The organism is Chitinophaga lutea, assembly GCF_003813775.1.
Lineage (GTDB): Bacteria > Bacteroidota > Bacteroidia > Chitinophagales > Chitinophagaceae > Chitinophaga > Chitinophaga lutea.
The window spans coordinates 698740-716062 of the sequence record NZ_RPDH01000003.1 but is presented as its reverse complement, the minus strand read 5'-3'; the positions used below and the strand labels follow the sequence as shown (position 1 = coordinate 716062).

The following is a 17323-nucleotide window of genomic DNA, read 5'->3' as shown; positions in this document are numbered from 1 at the left end:
GAATTAGTTCCGATTTGCGGATATTTCCTTCCACCATCCGGTGATGGCGGCTTCCACCCCCGGCACATCGCCCGACGTAATGCTGGAGCCGATCACATGAGCGCCGGCATTGGGAATGGCCACCGCCCGCTTCAGTTTTTCGGGCGTACCCAGGGCACGGTGCATATCGAGGATGGCGGATACTTTGACCGTCGGGTCCTGCTCCTTCTCATTTTTGTAATAATACAGGTTGAGCACGGGCTGGCGCACCTTTTTGAACAACGTGGGGCGCATGGTGTGATCCACCAGGTTCTCCAGTTCCACAACGGCTTCGAGGCGGTATTTGGTATACCAGTACCGGGCTTTTTCCGGGTTTTCGGGCACGTATTCGTTGTATTTGCTGCCTTTCACCAGCCGGGCCATATAAATGCCCCAGGGCTCGTCGAGCAGCCCGATCATGGCCTCGTTGATGGCGATGTTGGGGGAAAGGTTGACGACGGCCGCCACGTCTTTCGGGAACTCGGCGGCGAGCAGCAGGGCCAGCGTGCCGCCGGTGGAGGTGCCTACAAGTATCACCTTGTTGCCCAGCTTTTTACCGATGGCGAGCGCTTCTTTGGCGTCGCGCCAGAGGCCGGCGGAGGTCATGCCCAGGAGGGCTTCGCTGGTATCGAGGCCGTGGCCGTCGAGCCGGCTGAGGTACAGGTTATACCCGAACTGCCGGGCGAAATCCTGGTGCACCGGGTCGCCTTCCTTGGCGCTGGCGGAAAAACCATGGAGGTATACGATGCTGTAAGGCGTTTTGCGGTGCTGGGAATCGGCCCATACGATACGGGCCTCGTTATTCGGCCGCACCCGGAAACCGGCTTCTTTCTGCGCCACATACCCGCTCAGTGCAGCCGCTCCATCGGGTACCGGCGGCAGCGCGCCGCCCAGCTGCGGAGCGGCGGGCCGTGGGCCCAGCAGGTACAGGACGCTAAAAAGCACCAGTACCATCAATATTATTCGGAAAATACGGCGCATCAAGGGGGAAATTTACCTGCAATATAACAAAAGGGCGGCCCGAACAGGCCGCCCTTCCATATTATTTTTATTTAACTTATCTGCGGAGGCGCTGACGGATGCTCATCACAAAACCGACGATCATCACCAGGATGCCTATCCACAACACGTTGATATACGGGAATACCAGGGCTTTCATCACCACGTAATCCATCGGCGCCTGGGTTTCCTTCACTTCCAGCTCCACCTTGTTCTCGTTCGGCAGGATCTTCGTGAAACGCACCGCGAGCGACAGCGGGGCCAGGGTATCCGGGATGTTGCTCTGGAAACTGCTGTCGCGGATGAAATACACGGGCTGCATGTTGAAGTCGCCGTTGCTCTTCGTGTGCACATACAGCTGCGCCCCCACGGCAATATCGCCCGGCTCCGGCTTGTAGTTTTTCTGCTGCGGCGAGGTTTTCAGCGCCGTCAGCACCATGAAGCCTTTGGAGAAGTAGATCGTATCGCCCTGCGCGATGGTGTGCGGGGTGTACGGCAGGCTGTCGGTCACCACGTCTTTCCGCGGCACGGCGGTGATGTAGGTGAATATGTCTTTGGTAAGATAATGTTTGGAATCCGGGTTCGGCGTGATGCCCTCCTGCCCTTTCACTTCCAGGAACGCGTCCGGGTACAGCGTGAAACGTTCGGTGGGCTCGTCTTCCAGACGGGCTTTTTTCTCGTAGTCCATGATGAAGTGGGTCTTGGACTTGTCCACCGCCGACACGGAATCGCCGCGGTAGGTCACGAAATAAGGCCCCATCTGCACGGGCAGCCCCTTGGGCAGCATCACGTTTTCGCGGGAATTCTGGCCGCTTTCCTTGGTGAAATAACCGTTGAGCACGCCCATCGTGTCTACCGACAGCACCTCCATCTTCGCGGACGAGATCAGGATGCCCAGCAGCACCAGCCCGAAGCCGATATGTGCTACGGAAGCACCGGCGGCTTTGGCCTTGCCTTTCAGCACGGTGAGGATGTACCCGGAGTTGCCGACGATGGCGTAGATGGCGGCGAACAGCATCAGGTAGATCGCTACCAGGAAGCCGGCGCCGTAGTTGGAATAGTTGATGCGGCCCACCCAGGCGATCAGCACGGTCAGCGCCACGGAAATGAGCGTGGGCCAGCCGAGTTTTTTCATCACGGTGCCTTTGGGCGTGTCTTTATACTTCAGGAACTGCACCACGGCGGTAAGCAGCCCTACGATAATGGCGATCCAGATCTGGATCTGGTTATAATAGAATACCGGTTCGGTGGGCGGTGCGAAATCCTGCAGGTTGAACAGCTTTTTCAGGCCGAACAGGTCGAGCAGCTTGTTCCATACCGGAATGGAGGTGATAAAGGTGATCTGCAGGCCGGAAACCAGCAGTACCAGCGAACCGACGAACATCCAGAACTCGCGGGAGTAGGTGCTTTCTTCCTTCACCACTTTCGGTATCTCTTTGTTCCTTTTGATAAGCAGCCAGAACGAGGGGATGGTGAACAGGCCCAGCAGCACGAGCAGCTGGCCGCTCATCCCCATGTCCGTAAACGAGTGCACGGAGGTTTGCCCCAGTACGCCGCTTTTGGTCAGGAAGGTGGAATACAGGATGAATACGAAGGAAATGATAAAGAAAAAGAAGGTGATGCGCAGCGCATGCCCGGAGCTGCGGTAGGCCAGCAGGGTATGTATGCCGGCGATGAGGGTGAGCCAGGGCACGAGGGAAGCGTTTTCCACGGGGTCCCAGGCCCAGTAGCCGCCGAAGGTGAGCGATTCGTACGCCCAGGCGGCGCCCATCATGATGCCCGTACCGAGCATCATGGCGGCGAACAGCGCCCAGGGCAGGGCGGGTTTCACCCATTCGCCGTACTTGCGCGTCCAGAGGCCGGCAATGGCGTACGCGAAGGGAACGATCACGGAAGCGAAACCCAGGAACAGCACCGGCGGGTGGATCACCATCCAGTAGTTCTTGAGCAGGGCGTTGAGGCCGTTACCGTCCACGAACTGCTGGAATTGCAGGTAGTTCGGGTTCTGGAACACCGGCGTATCGGGCATATCCTGCCGCATGAGGATGAAGGGGGTGCTGCCGAGTTTGTAGTCGAACAGGTAAATCCCCAGCAGCATGGCGGCCAGGCAGGCCTGTGCGAACGAGATCACCGCCAGTACGGGGGCTTCCCATTTTTTGGCGGTAAAGATCAGGATGCAGCCGAGCACGCTGTGCCATACGCTCCAGAGCAGCGTACTGCCCTCCTGCCCTTCCCAGAAGCAGCTCAGGAGGTATTTCACCTCCAGGTCGCGGGAAGAGTGCTGCCAGGCGTATTTGTATTCGAACAGGTGATTGGAGATGATGTAATACAGGATGCCGAACACGGCGATCACCGAAGCGGTCTGCACAAAAAACGCCCAGCGGGCCATTTTGAGCCACGACGCTTTTTTGAGCTCCTCTTTCTGCTGCACGCTGCTGAAAAACGCAACCGTGGCCACGAGGGAGGCCACAAATGCCAGGATGGTGAAGAAATGCCCTAGCTGGCCGGGAAGTAAATGCTCCCCTACATATTTAATATTTTCCAAAATTATGTTCCGTAAGTTGTTGTGAAATCAGCTTATATCTCTTTCTGCGCGCTGTAGGCGGTTTGTTCGTCTTTATACTTGGAAGGGCACTTCATGAGGATTTTGTCGCAATGGAACTCCGTTCCCACCATTTTGCCCGTCAGTACCAGTTCGGTGGATTTTTCGAAGTCGGTGGGGCGGGTGCCGTTGAATACCACTTTGGTGACTTCGCCACTTTTATCTTTCATGAAAAAGCTGAAATAATTGGCATCTTTCGCAGGGTCGTAAACAACCGCTTTATCCTTATCCAGCGCGCCGATCACGTGAATCTTCTTCCCTTCTTTCTTACGCGCGGTAGCGAACGTTTCATAGGTACTGAAATCCCCCACCATCATTACCATCCCGGCTACGCAAACAGCTATAACGACGAGTAAAATGATACTTGTTTTCTTCATCCTTACCAGATTATTTAGTTAACAAAGGTAGCCAAAAAAATGGATGGGTACGGCTGATATTCGTCAGGTTTCCCCCCTGTTACATGAACGGCCGGCAGACGCAACAGCCGTGGCGGGGAAATCTTCATCCCCCGGCTTCAGGGCCCCGGATTCCGATTTTTACCGTTACCTTTGCGCCGAAATAAGCAAAGTATTGAATCATCATGGCTGATCTTTCGAATTTTGATCCCAACTCGCCGGGGTTATTGTCCAACAATATCTTTGGGCTTCCCTTCAGCGAGGAGGACGCGCGCCTGGTACTCTTGCCGGTGCCCTGGGAAGTGACGGTGTCGTACACGCATGGTACGGCACGGGGACCGGAGCATATTTTCAAAGCTTCGCTGCAGGTGGACCTTTATGATGCCGATGTCAAAAACGGCTGGCGCGAAGGATTTTACATGCGGGATTGCGACAAACAGCTGCTGTTGCGCAGCGACTACCTCCGCAAGGAAGCGGAACTGTACCTGAAGTTCCTCTCCGAAGGGGGCGACGTGAACGAGAACGATTTCCTCCGCCGCTCGGTAGACGATGTGAACCGCGGCACCCAGAAAATGAACGAATGGGTGTACCAGCAAACCAGCGAGCTGCTGCAACGCGGCAAACTGGTGGGCCTCGTGGGCGGCGACCACAGCACGCCGCTGGGCTATTTCAAAGCCATCGGCGAGCATAAAGGCGATTACGGCATCCTGCAGATCGATGCGCATGCGGACCTCCGCAACAGCTATGAAGGGTTCAAATACTCCCACGCTTCCATCATGTACAACGCGCTGGCGGAAGTGCCGCAGATCACCAAACTCGTACAGGTGGGCGTGCGCGACTACTGCGAGGAAGAACTGGCCTACATCCGCGACAGCAACGGGCGGGTGACCACCTTCTTCGACCAGGACATGAAAGAAAGGACGTTCGAAGGCGAATCGTGGAAGAGCATCTGCGACGACATCATCGCCCAATTACCGCAACAGGTGTACATCAGTTTCGATATTGACGGCCTCGATCCCAAGCTGTGCCCCCATACCGGCACACCCGTGGCCGGAGGGCTCGAAGGCCCCCAGGTGTTTTACCTGTTCAGGAGGATACTCGAAAGCGGCAGGAAGCTGATCGGTTTCGATCTCGTGGAAGTAAGCGCAGGACTGGATGAGTGGGATGCCAACGTAGGCGCCCGCATGCTTTTTAAGTTGTGTAACCTGATGGTGAAATAATCATGTACAAATTCCGGATACTACATCCCAACGCTATGACCCGCCTGCGTTTGCAGCCGGTCATGCATGGCATGATCGGGATACTTTTCCTGTTCAACGTGATCGGCACGTATAAAATGGAGGATCCCAACTGGCTCATTGCGTTCCTGTTCGTGGCCATGGGCCTGATCAGTATTGCGTTTCCCTTCCTGATGCGGCGGATGCGCAAGTTTTCCGAAGCCAATACCGTACTGCGCATGCTGCAGGCATTCACCATGCTCAGCGGCTGCCTGTACTTTTTATCGCACATGCAGCCCATCGTAGGGTTCACGCTGCTGCTGGCAGGCCTCGGCGTGGGGTATATCGGCTATGCCGAATACAGGATCCTGCAACCTTCATATGTTACGTTCGACACCACCGGCATTACGCTGCCTACCGTGTTCGGCACGCGCCGCATCGGCTGGAACGAAATGAAAAACGTAATTTTGCGGAACGACCTGCTGACGCTCGACTTTAAAAACAATAAAATACTGCAGCTGGAAGTGCTGGATGATATTTCCACCACCAAAGCCGCAGAGATGAACAACTTTTTCCAAACACGCATACAATGAACGTATCTCCATACATACTCTATTCAGACGGCCAGGGAAACATCTTTGAAGACACGTCGCTTTACGTGACGGGCCGCAGCGGCTGGGACGCCCTGCCGATCCCTGACGACGAATGGATAGAACTGCCCGAAGGCGGCAACCTGTACGAGTTGCCCGGCCGCCGCGGCATCGGTATCGATGTGGAAACGGGCGAAATGCGCCTTTGCGAAAAAGGATGGGCGGTAGCGGCCTTCATTCCGCCCGCGCATACCGGCTTTTACCTCGCCGCGTACGAAACCGCGCCCGATGCGCCCACCCTCCCGCTGTTCTGCTACACCGCCGCAGGCTGGCATAACGACAAGTTTTACGTGCCGGCCACCCGCATCGAGCAGGACATCCGCCAGGAATGCGCCGGCTTCAGCGACACGAAAGTGAAAAGCGGTGTCACCACCCTCCTGGAAGCCTACCCGCACAACCGCCTCGTACAGCACCTGGCCAATAACTGCGCGCTCACCTATCATTGCCCCGCCGCGCGGAACTATTTCATGGGCCGCTGGGAGTGCCCCGTGCCCTCTTCTCCCGCCTGCAACGCCAATTGCATCGGTTGCATTTCGTTCCAGCCGGAAGATGAAACGATCGTATCCACGCAGGACAGGCTGACGTTCAAACCCACGGCCGCGGAGATCGTGGAGTTCACCGTGCCGCATCTCGAAACGGCGCCCTTCCCCATCGTGAGCTTCGGCCAGGGTTGCGAAGGCGAGCCCCTGCTGATGTGGGAAACCATCCGCGAGTCGATTCTCGAAATACGCAAACACACTTCCAAAGGAAGCATCAATATCAACACCAACGGCAGCAAACCCAACGCCGTCAGGGAATTGTGCAAGGCGGGGCTCAACAGCATCCGCGTGAGCCTCAACTCCGTGCGCGAGCACATCTACACACCGTACTACCGCCCGAACAATTACACGTTCGCAGACATCGTGGAAAGCATCAAAGTGGTGCGCGAGCACGGCGGATGGGCGTCCATCAACTATTTCGTGTTCCCGGGCATGACGGACAGCGTGGAGGAATACGAAGCCCTGCGCCAGCTCATCAAAGAAACCGGACTGAGCATGATCCAGTGGCGGAATTTCAACATCGATCCGGACTGGTACCTGGGCAAGGTAGGCGTTACCGAAACCGGCGACTGCCTGGGCATGAAACAGATGCTGGAGCTGCTGCGCGAGGAATTCCCCGATCTGAAATTCGGTTATTTTAACCCGCCGATGGAACGGATGCTGGGGAATTATGAAGAGGACTTTGCACACGCCTGAATAACCACCTGAAACCGAGGAACGACACAAAACAGATACCCGCCACAATGTACCACCAGGCGGTGTAACCCATGTGTTTCACCACGAATGCGCCCAGCGTAGGCGCAATCACATGCGACGCGCTGTAGGCCACCATGTACAGCCCGGCGTACTGGCCGCGGTTATGGTCCTGGCTGCGGCGTATCCAGAAATTGTTCATGAACGGCATGCTCGTCATTTCCGCGAAGGAGAAGAATATGATATAGATAAATGCGGCGGCCGTCACCGGCGGGAAGACATTGAACACGAGGTAGGCCGCGCCCATCAATAGCACCCCGATGCCGATGTAATACACGTCGGGCCGTTTGTTTTCCAGCTTGTACACCAGTATCATTTCCATGGCGGCGATCATCAGGCCGTTGACGCCCAGCGCGATACCGATGAGGCGCTCGCTCATGTGCAGCTGGTCTTTAAAGAACACGCCCACGATCGTGAACATCTGGAACAGGCAGATGGCGTGCAGCAGCACGAGGAACACAAAAAAGAGATAGTTCCAGTCGCGGTACGCCGAATCGAGTTTTCTGACCGCCGCGGTCTTCTCTTCCTTTTTCTTCACAAACTTCACCGGAGGCAGGAACACCCGCATCAGCAGGCCCGCCGCGATGCACACCAATCCGTCGGTCCAGAACAGCCACTTGTAGCTGATGGCCGCCAGGATGCCACCCAGTGCCGGGCCCACGGCCCAGCCGAGGTTGGTGGCCAGCCGGATGAGGGAATAGGCACGCAGGCGGGTGGCCGGATCGCTGTAATAAGAGATGGAAGCGGCATTGGCCGGGCGGAACGACTCGCCGATCATGCCCTGGAAAAAAATGGTGACGGCCAGGGCCGGGAACGTGCGCATCTGGCCCAGCACGAGGAACATCGCCCCGTTCAGCACGAGGCTCCAGAACTGGACGGGGTAAAAACCGATGGTATCGGCCAGTTTGCCCCCCAGCAGCGAGCCGCAGATGGCGCCCACACCGAACAGGGTCATGATGATGCCCGCCTGTTCGAGCGGCAGATGCAATTCGAAGGTCAGGTAGATCGTTAAGAAGGGGATCACCATGTTGCCGCTGCGGTTGATCAGCAACACGACGGCCAGCCACCATACGGAGCTGGAAATACCGCCATAGGCGTTTTTGTATAATGCAATGGTTTTGTTCAGCATAAGTCCGGATTTGCAAGCTATACCGGTTGCGCACAACTTCCAAAAGGAATATTACCAGTGACGCACGCCGGTGACCAACCGCATTGGCCATTTGGTGCAGTTTTTGCCCCTGGAAAGTGACGCGTGGGCGCCGTTCATATAATCGAGGAACGGGGTATTTAAAAAATATTAACTTTGGAATCAAGATGGAGGAACAAAAACAGCAGAAAAATTTTAAAGCGGCGGGCATTACCGTCGCCGTGCATGCGTTACTGTTAGTAGGCCTGTTCATGGTCAGTTTTTCCGCGCCGCCACCGCTTCCCGACCAGGACCTTGGTATGGAAGTGAACCTGGGCACGTCCGACGACGGCATGGGCGATGAGCAGCCGCTCAACCCCAACCCGCCGGCCGCCAGCGAACCGGCTCCGTCCGTTCCTCAAAACACGCCCGCTCCCGCCGAAGAGCAGGGCAACACCCAGGAGCTGGCCACCCAGAACGAAGAGGAGGCCCCCGAGGTGAAAACACCGCCCAAACCGGCGCCCAAACCCAAAGAAATCGCCAAAACCGTAGAAACCAAAACGGAGAAAACGCCGAGGAAACCCAAGGCCGAAGCTCCTCCCGCACCCGTTGCCCCGCAACGGCCCAAGGCGGTTTTTACCGGCGGCACTTCCAATAATGCCAACAGCGGCAACAGCGCCAACGGCAGCAATAATTCCACCGGCGAAGGCAATACCGGCAGGCCCGGCGACCGCGGCGTGATCGGCGGCGACCCGAATGCCACCGGCTATACCGGCACTCCCGGGGCCGGCAGGGGCGCGTCCGACTTCCGTTTGAGGGGCCGGAACCTCGTGAACAGGCCCGCCGTGAGCTGGGATGGCAACGAAACCGGCTATGTGGCCGTCAACATTAAAGTAGACCGTGAAGGAAATGTAGTGAGTGCGACCTATACCTTAAAAAACTCAACCATTAACAATCCGAAAGCCATACAGATTGCCATTGAAGCGGCGAAAAGGATCAAATACAACGCCAGCACGGATGCGCCGGAAGAACAGTTCGGGCCTATCCGTTTTTACTTCAAAGCGCAGTAAGGAGAATATTCTCCCGGTTTTCCCGTTATTTAAAACTAATCTGCCGACTATTCTATGTATTTCAGCAAGAGGCTTTTACTGTTAATAGCGGGAATCAGCGCTGCCATTACATCGCATGCGCAAAGTTTTCCGGGATATCACACCAGCCATTACGCCGGCATACATGGCGTGCCCTTCAACCCCGCCAGCGCAGCCGGCAGCCGTTACCGCTGGGATGTCAACATCGTTGGCGCCGATGCCCGGGCCGGCAATACCTACATCAAATTCGAAAAATCATCGCTGATGGCGGGCGATTCCCTCCGCCGCTGGCGTGATTATTTCCCCGACACCAATGCCACCCGCAAACAATACGGCTGGGGCAGCGCGGATATCATGATGCCCTCCGGGCTGTATTCGATCGACGAAAAACAATCCGTCGCTTTCGTGTGGCGCGTGCGCGGCTCCGCTTCCGGCGGTGGCGTGGAAGCGGCTACGGCCAACTTCTTCGGTATCGACTACCCGAACCCGAAATATAACAACCGCACCGTAGCAGACAGTTATGGCGGCGGCATGGGCCACTGGTGGAACGAATTCGGCCTTACCTACGCGAGGGTGATCCGGGACCGGGGCGATCACCGCATAAAAGCCGGCATCACCCTGAAATACCTAGCGGGCCAGGCATCCGTATACGCCGTGGGGCGCGACGGAGCGATCTTCCTCAAGAACCAGAATACCATCGACATCAACCGCGGCACGCTGCATTATGCCTATAACGCCGAACTGGACACGAACAGCGACAGCTGGCAATCGCTCTACAGCCCCTTTCAGAACCCCGGCATCGGGGCAGACATCGGGGTGATCTATGAATGGCGGCCCGACAACGACGGTTTCGGCAGTATTTATGAAGGCGGCGACTGGAACCCCGACGCAGATACCTGGAAAGCCCGCCTGGGCATATCGGTAGTGGATATCGGCGGTATCCGGTACGACAAATCGCTCTACAGCGCCGACCTCGACATGCGGGCGCAGAACTTCCCCGCCAACATGCTGGGAAAACGCAAGGAAGAAAGCATCCGGCAGTATGCCAACCGCATCGCCAATACTTTCACCCCGCTCGACACGGACAGCACCTATTTTATGAACCTGCCCACCGCGGTGAACCTGATGGGCGACTATAATATCGACGGCCGCTTTTTTGTGAGCGCCAGCGCCACCATTGCACTGACCGGCGGCACCAAAGACGATCATAAAACCAGCGCCCTCACCTGGATGACGGTGACGCCCCGGTATGAAACGCGGCACCTGGGCGCTTACCTGCCCGTGTCCGTGAACCGGTACGGCCAGGTAGACGCGGGCGTGGCGCTGCGGGCGGGCCCGCTGGTGATCGGCTCCTCCAGCCTCTTCAACACACTTTTCCAGAGCCGCATCAATCGTGCGGATGTATTCGTAGCTTTGCGCGTAATCCCGATCCGTTTTTCGAAGTGGAGCTGGGATAAGGGCGGCGACGGCATTTTCCGCAGACGCAAAAGCAACGTAGGCTGCCCTGATATTTAGCAAGGCACCATGAACTACCAGCAAACCATCGAATATCTGTATAGCCAGCTGCCCATGTTCAGCAAGCAGGGCGCTGCCGCATTGAAACACGACCTGCTCAACATCCGTGAGCTCTGCACCATACTGGAGCATCCCGAAAACAAATTCCCCACCGTGCACATCGCCGGCACCAACGGCAAAGGCTCTACCAGTCACATGCTCAGCGCCGTGCTGCAGAACGCGGGTTATAAAACCGGTCTTTACACTTCCCCGCACCTGTACGATTTCAGGGAACGCATCCGGATCAACGGCGAGATGATCTCCGAAGAAGCCGTGGTGGAATTCGTACAGCGCCTCCGCGCCAAAATCGACACCATCCAGCCGTCTTTCTTCGAACTGACGGTGGCCATGGCCTTCGAATATTTCGCGCATGAGAAAGTAGACATCGCCATCATCGAAACCGGCCTGGGCGGCCGCCTCGACAGTACCAACGTGATCACGCCCCTCGTGTCGGTGATCACCAACATCAGCTACGACCACATGAACATCCTGGGCGATACGCTCCAGCAGATCGCCTTCGAAAAAGCCGGCATCATCAAACCCGACGTGCCCGTGGTGATCAGCGAAACCCAGCCCGAAGCCGCGCCCGTGTTTTTCGATGCGGCCGACCAGCGCCTCTCTCCCATCTTCTTTGCAGACCAGGAGTGGCAGGTGCTTTCATCCGTATCGCACCCGGATGCGCTGGAAATAACGGTGGCGCATACACTGAGCGGCGACACCCACACCTACCGGCTCGACCTGCCCGGCCACTACCAGGAAAAAAACCTGCTCGGCGTGCTGTCTACCCTGCGCATCCTGGAACAGGCGGGCTTCAAAACGGGCGATGTCGCGGAAGCGCTCGCAAACGTGCGCGGGCTCACGGGCCTGGGCGGAAGGTGGCAGGTGGTGCAGCAGGCGCCCTATACCGTGCTGGATGTGGGGCACAATGAGGCCGGCATCCGGGCCATCCTGGAACAATTGTCGCTGGTGGAATACAAACGCCTCCACATCGTGACCGGGTTCGTGAAAGATAAAGACGTGCCGGCGGCCCTGCAGTTATTGCCGAAGGATGCGCAATACTATTTCACCCGCGCGCAGATCCCCCGCGCGCTGCCGGAAACGGAACTGTACGCCCTCGCTGTTGAAGCGGGCTTGCAGGGTAAAGCCTATGAAAACGTACCGGAAGCCTACCGCGCCGCGCTTGCGCAGGCGGACAAGGAAGATATGGTGCTGGTATGCGGGTCCGTGTTTATCGTGGGGGAAGTGCCCCTGTAACGGGCTGCACCGACAAGGGAAGTTGCACCCCGCCCGTCTTTCAATATGGATTGTTGAAAAATGGCGCTACGCCGCCCGGTGAATGCGGCTATTTATCACTCTCCCCTGTTCATATCGGCCCGCAATTCCTTTATTTTCTCCAGCCCGTAATGCAAACAGCTCACATGCAGGGCCTGTACAAACTGGTGCTCCTTCAGCATCTGTTCAACTTCGTTCACATCTTTCAGCAGCACTTCAATTTCTTCGTTGGCGTCGAGCTGCTGCGCCTGTACGTATTTGCCGCCGGTGGCAAGGAACATGTGCGTGAGATTGGTGCTGGTGGAGGGATTGTGTGACACGGCGCCGAGGCTGTAAAACTGCTCGAACGCATAGCCCGTTTCTTCCAGCAGTTCGCGGCGCGCGGCATCCAGCGGCACCGGGTCTTCCGGGTCTATCACCCCGCCGGGGATTTCAAGCAGCACCGTGCCGAAGGCATGCCGGTACTGGCGGATGAGTATCACCTGGTGGTCGGCCGTTACGGCCATCACGCACACCCAATCCGGGTATTCCAGTACATAATACGGGTTCACCGTTACACCCGCCGGCGTTTCGCAGATATCGCGGCGGAGGGTTAACCAGGGTTCTTTGTAGAGATATTCGGAGTTGACGAGTTTCCAGTCCATTGATTCTGATAAGTTTGATGGGCGGAGCCACGGGTGATCTGTTTACAGCCAGCCTTCCCTTTCTTTGAGCCTTTCGATGTGGGCGAGGTGGTGAAGGCCGTGCCAGGAATAATTGGCGAGGTGTTTCGATAGCGTGTACTGCGCGTTATTGCCGGGATGGAAAAAGGTACGGTCCCAGTCCTTCGCCTCCAGGTGCTCCAGCACGGCCACCCAGCGGGTATGCAGCGCATGCAGCAGGGTGATGGACACATTGATGGGCACATGCTGCACATCGGGCAACTCGGCCCAGGCGGTTTCGTCGTACGGCTTGATGGTGGGATTGTTTTCCGTCAGCGCCAGCTTCACGCGGGTGAAGCCGTTGATGTGGGAGTCCGCCAGATGGTGCACTACCTGCGCCACCGTCCAGCCTCCGGGCCGGTAAGGCGTTTGCAGCTGGTGGGCGTCGAGGTGCTGCACCGCCAGTTCGATCAGCGTGGGCAGGTGGCGGATGTCGTTGATGAACTTCTTCCGCATTTCGGCGTTGACCAGTACCGGCGTCTGAAAACGGCCGATAGGATAGCGTAAATCTTCCATGGCAAACAGTTTTATATTACTCTTCCCGCAGGTCTTTCCCTGTCAGGTGAATGAATACGTCTTCGAGATTCGCCTTCTTCACTTCTTTTTTTCTTTCAAAACCGCGGGCCACCAGCTGGTCGATCAGGGCGTCCGGGGTGTCCAGCGCAATGATGCGGCCACTGTCTACGATCGCGCAACGGTCGCACAGGAACTCCGCTTCATCCATGTAATGCGTGGTGATCACCACGGTGGTGCCCTGCGCCCGCACATGCTGGATGAGCGTCCACAGGTTGCGCCGCGCCTGGGGGTCGAGGCCCGTGGTGGGCTCGTCCAGGAAAATGATGCGGGGTTTGTTGATGAGCGTGGTGGCGATGGAGAAGCGCTGTTTCTGGCCGCCGGAGAGGGCTTTGAACTTCTCCGTGGCTTTGTCTTCCAGGTTAAATTCCTTCAGCAGCGCCATCCCGTCTACCGGCTGGTTATACAGCCCGGCGAAGAGCCGGATCAGCTCCAGCAGGTTCAGCCCCGGGTAATAACCGGAGGTCTGCAGCTGCACGCCGATGATCTTTTTGATCGCCTCGGGCTCCTCGTCGAGGTTCATGCCGTCCACGATCACCGTGCCGGCCGTTTTCCGGCGCAGGGTTTCTATGATTTCCAGGGTGGTCGATTTACCGGCGCCGTTAGGGCCCAGCAGGCCGAACACCTCGTTTTCGTACACATCAAAACTAATCCCTTTCACAGCGGTGAAGTCACCATACTGTTTCACCAGGTCCTTCACCTCAATGATCTTGCGTTTTTCCATGCGGCCAAATTACCTAAAAAGCATAAAAAAAGAGCGTCTCTTTTAACGGAGACGCCCTTTTCCTGAATTTAAAAGGTCGTTAAGCAGTTATTTTGAAGCGGTAGTCTGCGGCTTGCTGATAAATATCTGGGTGAAGTACACGATGTTGCCCTTTCCCCTGGCGGTGCCTATGCCGATCAGGTTAAAGTTGCCCAGCATGTTCTTGCGGTGCCCGGGGCTTTTGATCCATCCGTCCACCACGGCTTCGGCGCTGAGGTTGCCATAGGCCACGTTTTCAGCGGCGCCGCTCACACGGCCGAGTTTTTTGGAAATATCGTCTATCCTGTCTTCAAAACCGTTGTGCCCGAAGCCGGTGCGGCCATTGGCCATGGCTTTACTGTGGCTGCGCGCCTCCACGCTGATGGTTTCATTCAGTTTGAGTGCCGGCAGGCCTTTGCTTTTGCGGAACTTGTTGACATAATAGAGGATATCTTCTTCCACGTCGCCCGTGTTTTTAACGGTGGCGGCGGGTGCGGAAGATGAGCCGCCCGATACGGCTTTGCTGCAGGCCGATGCCTGGGTGCCCATTAATACGGCGGCGGAAAGGAAAAGGATCTTACAATAGTGCTGGTTAAACATGTTTCTACAAACGTTTTTTTAATACGGAAAATTGTATAATCCAATATCGCGCCAAAGTCAGCTGATTTCCCGCTGGATGGCTTCCACCATTTTTTTGGAACCGATGAAGATCGGTATGCGCTGATGCAGCTCGTCCGGCTTGATGTCGAGCAAACGGCGGCTCCCGTCGGCAATGGCGGCCCCTCCTGCCTTTTCCATGAGGAACGACATGGGATTGCATTCATAACATAAACGCAAACGGCCATTGGTATATTTTCCGAAGGCGGGGTACATGAACACGCCGCCCTGCACCAGCGTGCGGTGGATTTCGGATACCATACAGCCCACGAAGCGGTGGCGGTACACTTTATCGCCCGCATTCCGGGCCATAAAGAGATCGATCGCCCTTTGTATGTTCTGTTCGTAGAGATAATAATAACCCATGTTCACGGAGAAGATGTCGCTTTCCTCCGGCACCCGCATATTGGGATGCGAGAGGCAGAACTCCCCGATGCTGGGGTCTAGGGTGAATCCCTGCACGCTTCTGCGGGTGGCGTACACCAGCATGGTGGAGGAGCCGTAGATGATATACCCCGCGGCGATCTGCATGATGCCCGGCTGGAGGAAGTCTTCCAGCGTGCACGACTGGCCGTTGGGCGACAGGCGGCGGTATACGGAGAAAATGGTGCCGATGGACACGTTTACGTCGATATTGCCCGAACCGTCGAGCGGGTCCATCAGCACAACATATTTGGAATTCCTGGAAAGGTCGTCGTCGAACGAAATAAAATCTTCATTCTCTTCGGAGGCCACACCACAGCAGTAGATGCTGGTGCGGAGGGAGTTGATGAGCTGGTCGTTCGCAAACTCGTCGAGTTTTTTCACGGATTCGCCCTGAACATTCGTTTTGCCCGCTTCGCCAAGGATGTCGGCAATACCTGCCTTGTTCACTTCCACATTCACTCTTTTGGCGGCGAGGCCGATATCGCGCAGCAGGCCGGAGAGCTGGCCGGTAGCGCCGGGGTAGTTTCTCAATTCCTGGATGGTAAATTCATCCAGCGTCATCACCCGTTGGTTCATTTTCATATACGTGTTGGTTAAGGTGGGCTAAATTAAGCTAAACAGGGTTATTTTAAGGAAATTGTCATTTTCGGGTAAATTCATTTTTAAACAAATCTAAAGTTGCCGTACTTTGCCGAGTATTTTTTAACAGAAGTCGATTCTCCGTATGAAGGTTTTCAAATTTGGCGGCGCAAGTTTAGAAACTATTGAGCGCATTCAGCAGGTAGGCAATATTATCCAGTCTTATCCGGGCGAGAAATTGCTCGTGGTGATCTCCGCCATGGGCAAAACCACCAACGAACTGGAAAAGGTGACCCAGAACTACTTCATGCGCAAGCGTGAAATCGCTTCCCAGCTGCTGTACAACGTGGAGCAGCAGCACCTCGCCGTGGCGGAAACCCTCCTGGGCACCAAAGAGCACCCGCTCTTTACCCAGCTGCAGCAATTCTTTACGGAAGCCGAATGGACGCTGGGAGAAAAGCCCATCCGCCCCTACGACTATTATTACGACCAGATCGTGGGGCTGGGCGAACTGCTCAGCACCGCCATCGTCAGCGCTTATTTCAACCAGGCGGGCATCACCAATGTGTGGCTTGATGTGCGCGACGTGTTCCGCACCGACGATAACTTCCGCGACGCTAATATCGACTGGGAGGTGACGCAGAAACAGGTGAACGAAAAAGTGCTGCCGCTGTTCAATGCGGTCGACATCGTGATCGCCCAGGGCTTCATCGGCAGCACCGACCAGAACGAGAGCGTGACCCTCGGCCGCGAGGGCAGCGACTTCTCCGCCGCCGTGTTCGCCAACCTGCTGAACGCCGAAAGCCAGACCATCTGGAAGGACGTGGAAGGCCTGAAAAACGCCGACCCGAAGATCTTCCCCAATACGATCAATATCCCGGAAATAGCCTTCAATGAAGTGATCGAAATGGCTTACTACGGCGCGCAGGTGATCCATCCCAAAACCATCAAACCGCTGCAGAACAAGCAGATCCCGCTGTACGTGAAGTGTTTCCTGAATAAGGACCTGCCCGGCACCGTTATCCGCGAAGATGCGGACAACCGCAAGTTACCGCCGATCATCGTGCTGAAAAGGAACCAGGTACTGATCACCATCACGTCGCGCGACTTCGGTTTCATCACCGAGGATAAGATCAGCGATATCTACGAGATATTCCATGCCAATAAAATCAAGATCAATCTCACCCAGAACGCCGCGATCAGCTTCTCCTGCTGCATCGACAACAATCCTGAAAAGATAGAACTGCTCATTAAAGCCCTGCACGGCGGTTTCAAGATTTCCTATAACGAAGGGCTCGAGCTGCTGACCGTCCGGCATTACCAGAACGGTTTGCTGGAAGAACTGACCAAAGGCCGCAAGATATTGCTGGAGCAGCGGTCGGACAGTACGGTGCAACTGGTGATGAAGTAAGGGTGGTGTGCTTTGGCACTG

16 protein-coding genes are annotated in these 17323 nt (G+C 56.3%); 7 read left to right on the top strand and 9 right to left on the bottom strand.

Annotated features, from left to right (window positions below):
- Positions 1–3 precede the first annotated feature (3 nt).
- The 3 genes from EGT74_RS26010 to EGT74_RS26000 all read right to left on the bottom strand — a co-directional run bounded on the left by EGT74_RS26010 (position 4) and on the right by EGT74_RS26000 (position 3996).
- On the bottom strand, positions 4–999 hold the full coding sequence (locus tag EGT74_RS26010) for an alpha/beta hydrolase (RefSeq protein WP_123849536.1): 996 nt from the start codon (positions 997–999) through the stop codon (positions 4–6).
- A 76-nt stretch (positions 1000–1075) separates the two neighbouring features.
- Complete coding sequence (gene ccsA / locus EGT74_RS26005; protein WP_246008305.1) at positions 1076–3562, bottom strand: cytochrome c biogenesis protein CcsA; 2487 nt, start codon at positions 3560–3562, stop codon at positions 1076–1078.
- A 32-nt stretch (positions 3563–3594) separates the two neighbouring features.
- Entirely contained in the window at positions 3595–3996 is a 402-nt protein-coding gene (locus tag EGT74_RS26000; RefSeq protein ID WP_123849535.1) for a cytochrome c maturation protein CcmE domain-containing protein, read from the bottom strand.
- Between the two features lie 203 nt (positions 3997–4199).
- On the opposite strand from EGT74_RS26000, the gene EGT74_RS25995 reads away from it, so the two are divergent.
- Genes EGT74_RS25995 through EGT74_RS25985 form a run of 3 tightly spaced genes read left to right on the top strand, consistent with a single transcriptional unit; the run spans position 4200 to position 7116 of the window.
- Entirely contained in the window at positions 4200–5234 is a 1035-nt protein-coding gene (locus EGT74_RS25995) for an agmatinase family protein (RefSeq protein ID WP_123849534.1), read from the top strand.
- 2 nt (positions 5235–5236) lie between these two features.
- A complete protein-coding gene (locus EGT74_RS25990) occupies positions 5237–5824 on the top strand; it encodes a hypothetical protein (protein ID WP_123849533.1) in 588 nt (195 codons plus the stop codon).
- Positions 5821–7116: a radical SAM protein gene (locus EGT74_RS25985; protein WP_123849532.1), complete on the top strand. Its 1296-nt coding sequence runs from the start codon at positions 5821–5823 to the stop codon at positions 7114–7116. Before EGT74_RS25990 ends, EGT74_RS25985 begins: the two co-directional genes overlap by 4 nt.
- Here EGT74_RS25985 and EGT74_RS25980 read toward each other — a convergent pair.
- On the bottom strand, positions 7058–8302 hold the full coding sequence (locus EGT74_RS25980) for an MFS transporter (protein ID WP_123849531.1): 1245 nt from the start codon (positions 8300–8302) through the stop codon (positions 7058–7060). The genes EGT74_RS25985 and EGT74_RS25980 overlap by 59 nt on opposite strands.
- Positions 8303–8487: 185 nt before the next feature.
- Here EGT74_RS25980 and EGT74_RS25975 point away from each other — a divergent pair, with 185 nt between their 5' ends.
- The 3 genes from EGT74_RS25975 to EGT74_RS25965 are packed head-to-tail and all read left to right on the top strand — an operon-like array spanning position 8488 to position 12195.
- On the top strand, positions 8488–9369 hold the full coding sequence (locus EGT74_RS25975; RefSeq protein ID WP_123849530.1) for a hypothetical protein: 882 nt from the start codon (positions 8488–8490) through the stop codon (positions 9367–9369).
- A 54-nt stretch (positions 9370–9423) separates the two neighbouring features.
- Complete coding sequence (locus tag EGT74_RS25970) at positions 9424–10902, top strand: DUF5723 family protein (protein ID WP_123849529.1); 1479 nt, start codon at positions 9424–9426, stop codon at positions 10900–10902.
- 9 nt (positions 10903–10911) lie between these two features.
- A complete protein-coding gene (locus EGT74_RS25965; RefSeq protein ID WP_123849528.1) occupies positions 10912–12195 on the top strand; it encodes a bifunctional folylpolyglutamate synthase/dihydrofolate synthase in 1284 nt (427 codons plus the stop codon).
- Positions 12196–12290: 95 nt separating this feature from the next.
- Here EGT74_RS25965 and EGT74_RS25960 read toward each other — a convergent pair whose 3' ends face one another.
- From EGT74_RS25960 to fbp, 5 genes are all read right to left on the bottom strand, one after another.
- Positions 12291–12857: an NUDIX hydrolase gene (locus EGT74_RS25960; RefSeq protein WP_123849527.1), complete on the bottom strand. Its 567-nt coding sequence runs from the start codon at positions 12855–12857 to the stop codon at positions 12291–12293.
- 42 nt (positions 12858–12899) lie between these two features.
- Positions 12900–13430 (bottom strand): YfiT family bacillithiol transferase, encoded by a 531-nt coding sequence (locus tag EGT74_RS25955; RefSeq protein WP_123849526.1) that lies wholly within the window; start codon positions 13428–13430, stop codon positions 12900–12902.
- A gap of 16 nt (positions 13431–13446) precedes the next feature.
- Positions 13447–14211, bottom strand: coding sequence for an ABC transporter ATP-binding protein (locus tag EGT74_RS25950; protein ID WP_123849525.1), 765 nt, complete (start codon positions 14209–14211; stop codon positions 13447–13449).
- Positions 14212–14298: 87 nt separating this feature from the next.
- A complete protein-coding gene (locus EGT74_RS25945; RefSeq protein WP_123849524.1) occupies positions 14299–14829 on the bottom strand; it encodes a CAP domain-containing protein in 531 nt (176 codons plus the stop codon).
- 57 nt (positions 14830–14886) lie between these two features.
- On the bottom strand, positions 14887–15894 hold the full coding sequence (gene fbp, locus EGT74_RS25940) for a class 1 fructose-bisphosphatase (RefSeq protein WP_246008304.1): 1008 nt from the start codon (positions 15892–15894) through the stop codon (positions 14887–14889).
- Between the two features lie 142 nt (positions 15895–16036).
- On the opposite strand from fbp, the gene EGT74_RS25935 reads away from it, so the two are divergent.
- Positions 16037–17302 carry an aspartate kinase gene (locus tag EGT74_RS25935; RefSeq protein WP_123849523.1) on the top strand — a complete coding sequence of 422 codons (1266 nt, stop codon included), beginning with the start codon at positions 16037–16039 and terminating at the stop codon, positions 17300–17302.
- The last annotated feature ends 21 nt before the right edge of the window (positions 17303–17323 follow it).

What these genes read in the sequence shown, in the direction of transcription:
- EGT74_RS26010 (WP_123849536.1), bottom strand. Translation starts at nt 999, where the DNA reads ATGCGCCGTATTTTCCGAATAATATTGATGGTACTGGTGCTTTTTAGC.
- EGT74_RS26000 (WP_123849535.1), bottom strand. Translation starts at nt 3,996, where the DNA reads ATGAAGAAAACAAGTATCATTTTACTCGTCGTTATAGCTGTTTGCGTA.
- EGT74_RS25995 (WP_123849534.1), top strand. Translation starts at nt 4,200, where the DNA reads ATGGCTGATCTTTCGAATTTTGATCCCAACTCGCCGGGGTTATTGTCC.
- EGT74_RS25990 (WP_123849533.1), top strand. Translation starts at nt 5,237, where the DNA reads ATGTACAAATTCCGGATACTACATCCCAACGCTATGACCCGCCTGCGT.
- EGT74_RS25985 (WP_123849532.1), top strand. Translation starts at nt 5,821, where the DNA reads ATGAACGTATCTCCATACATACTCTATTCAGACGGCCAGGGAAACATC.
- EGT74_RS25980 (WP_123849531.1), bottom strand. Translation starts at nt 8,302, where the DNA reads ATGCTGAACAAAACCATTGCATTATACAAAAACGCCTATGGCGGTATT.
- EGT74_RS25975 (WP_123849530.1), top strand. Translation starts at nt 8,488, where the DNA reads ATGGAGGAACAAAAACAGCAGAAAAATTTTAAAGCGGCGGGCATTACC.
- EGT74_RS25970 (WP_123849529.1), top strand. Translation starts at nt 9,424, where the DNA reads ATGTATTTCAGCAAGAGGCTTTTACTGTTAATAGCGGGAATCAGCGCT.
- EGT74_RS25965 (WP_123849528.1), top strand. Translation starts at nt 10,912, where the DNA reads ATGAACTACCAGCAAACCATCGAATATCTGTATAGCCAGCTGCCCATG.
- EGT74_RS25960 (WP_123849527.1), bottom strand. Translation starts at nt 12,857, where the DNA reads ATGGACTGGAAACTCGTCAACTCCGAATATCTCTACAAAGAACCCTGG.
- EGT74_RS25955 (WP_123849526.1), bottom strand. Translation starts at nt 13,430, where the DNA reads ATGGAAGATTTACGCTATCCTATCGGCCGTTTTCAGACGCCGGTACTG.
- EGT74_RS25950 (WP_123849525.1), bottom strand. Translation starts at nt 14,211, where the DNA reads ATGGAAAAACGCAAGATCATTGAGGTGAAGGACCTGGTGAAACAGTAT.
- EGT74_RS25945 (WP_123849524.1), bottom strand. Translation starts at nt 14,829, where the DNA reads ATGTTTAACCAGCACTATTGTAAGATCCTTTTCCTTTCCGCCGCCGTA.
- fbp (WP_246008304.1), bottom strand. Translation starts at nt 15,894, where the DNA reads ATGAAAATGAACCAACGGGTGATGACGCTGGATGAATTTACCATCCAG.
- EGT74_RS25935 (WP_123849523.1), top strand. Translation starts at nt 16,037, where the DNA reads ATGAAGGTTTTCAAATTTGGCGGCGCAAGTTTAGAAACTATTGAGCGC.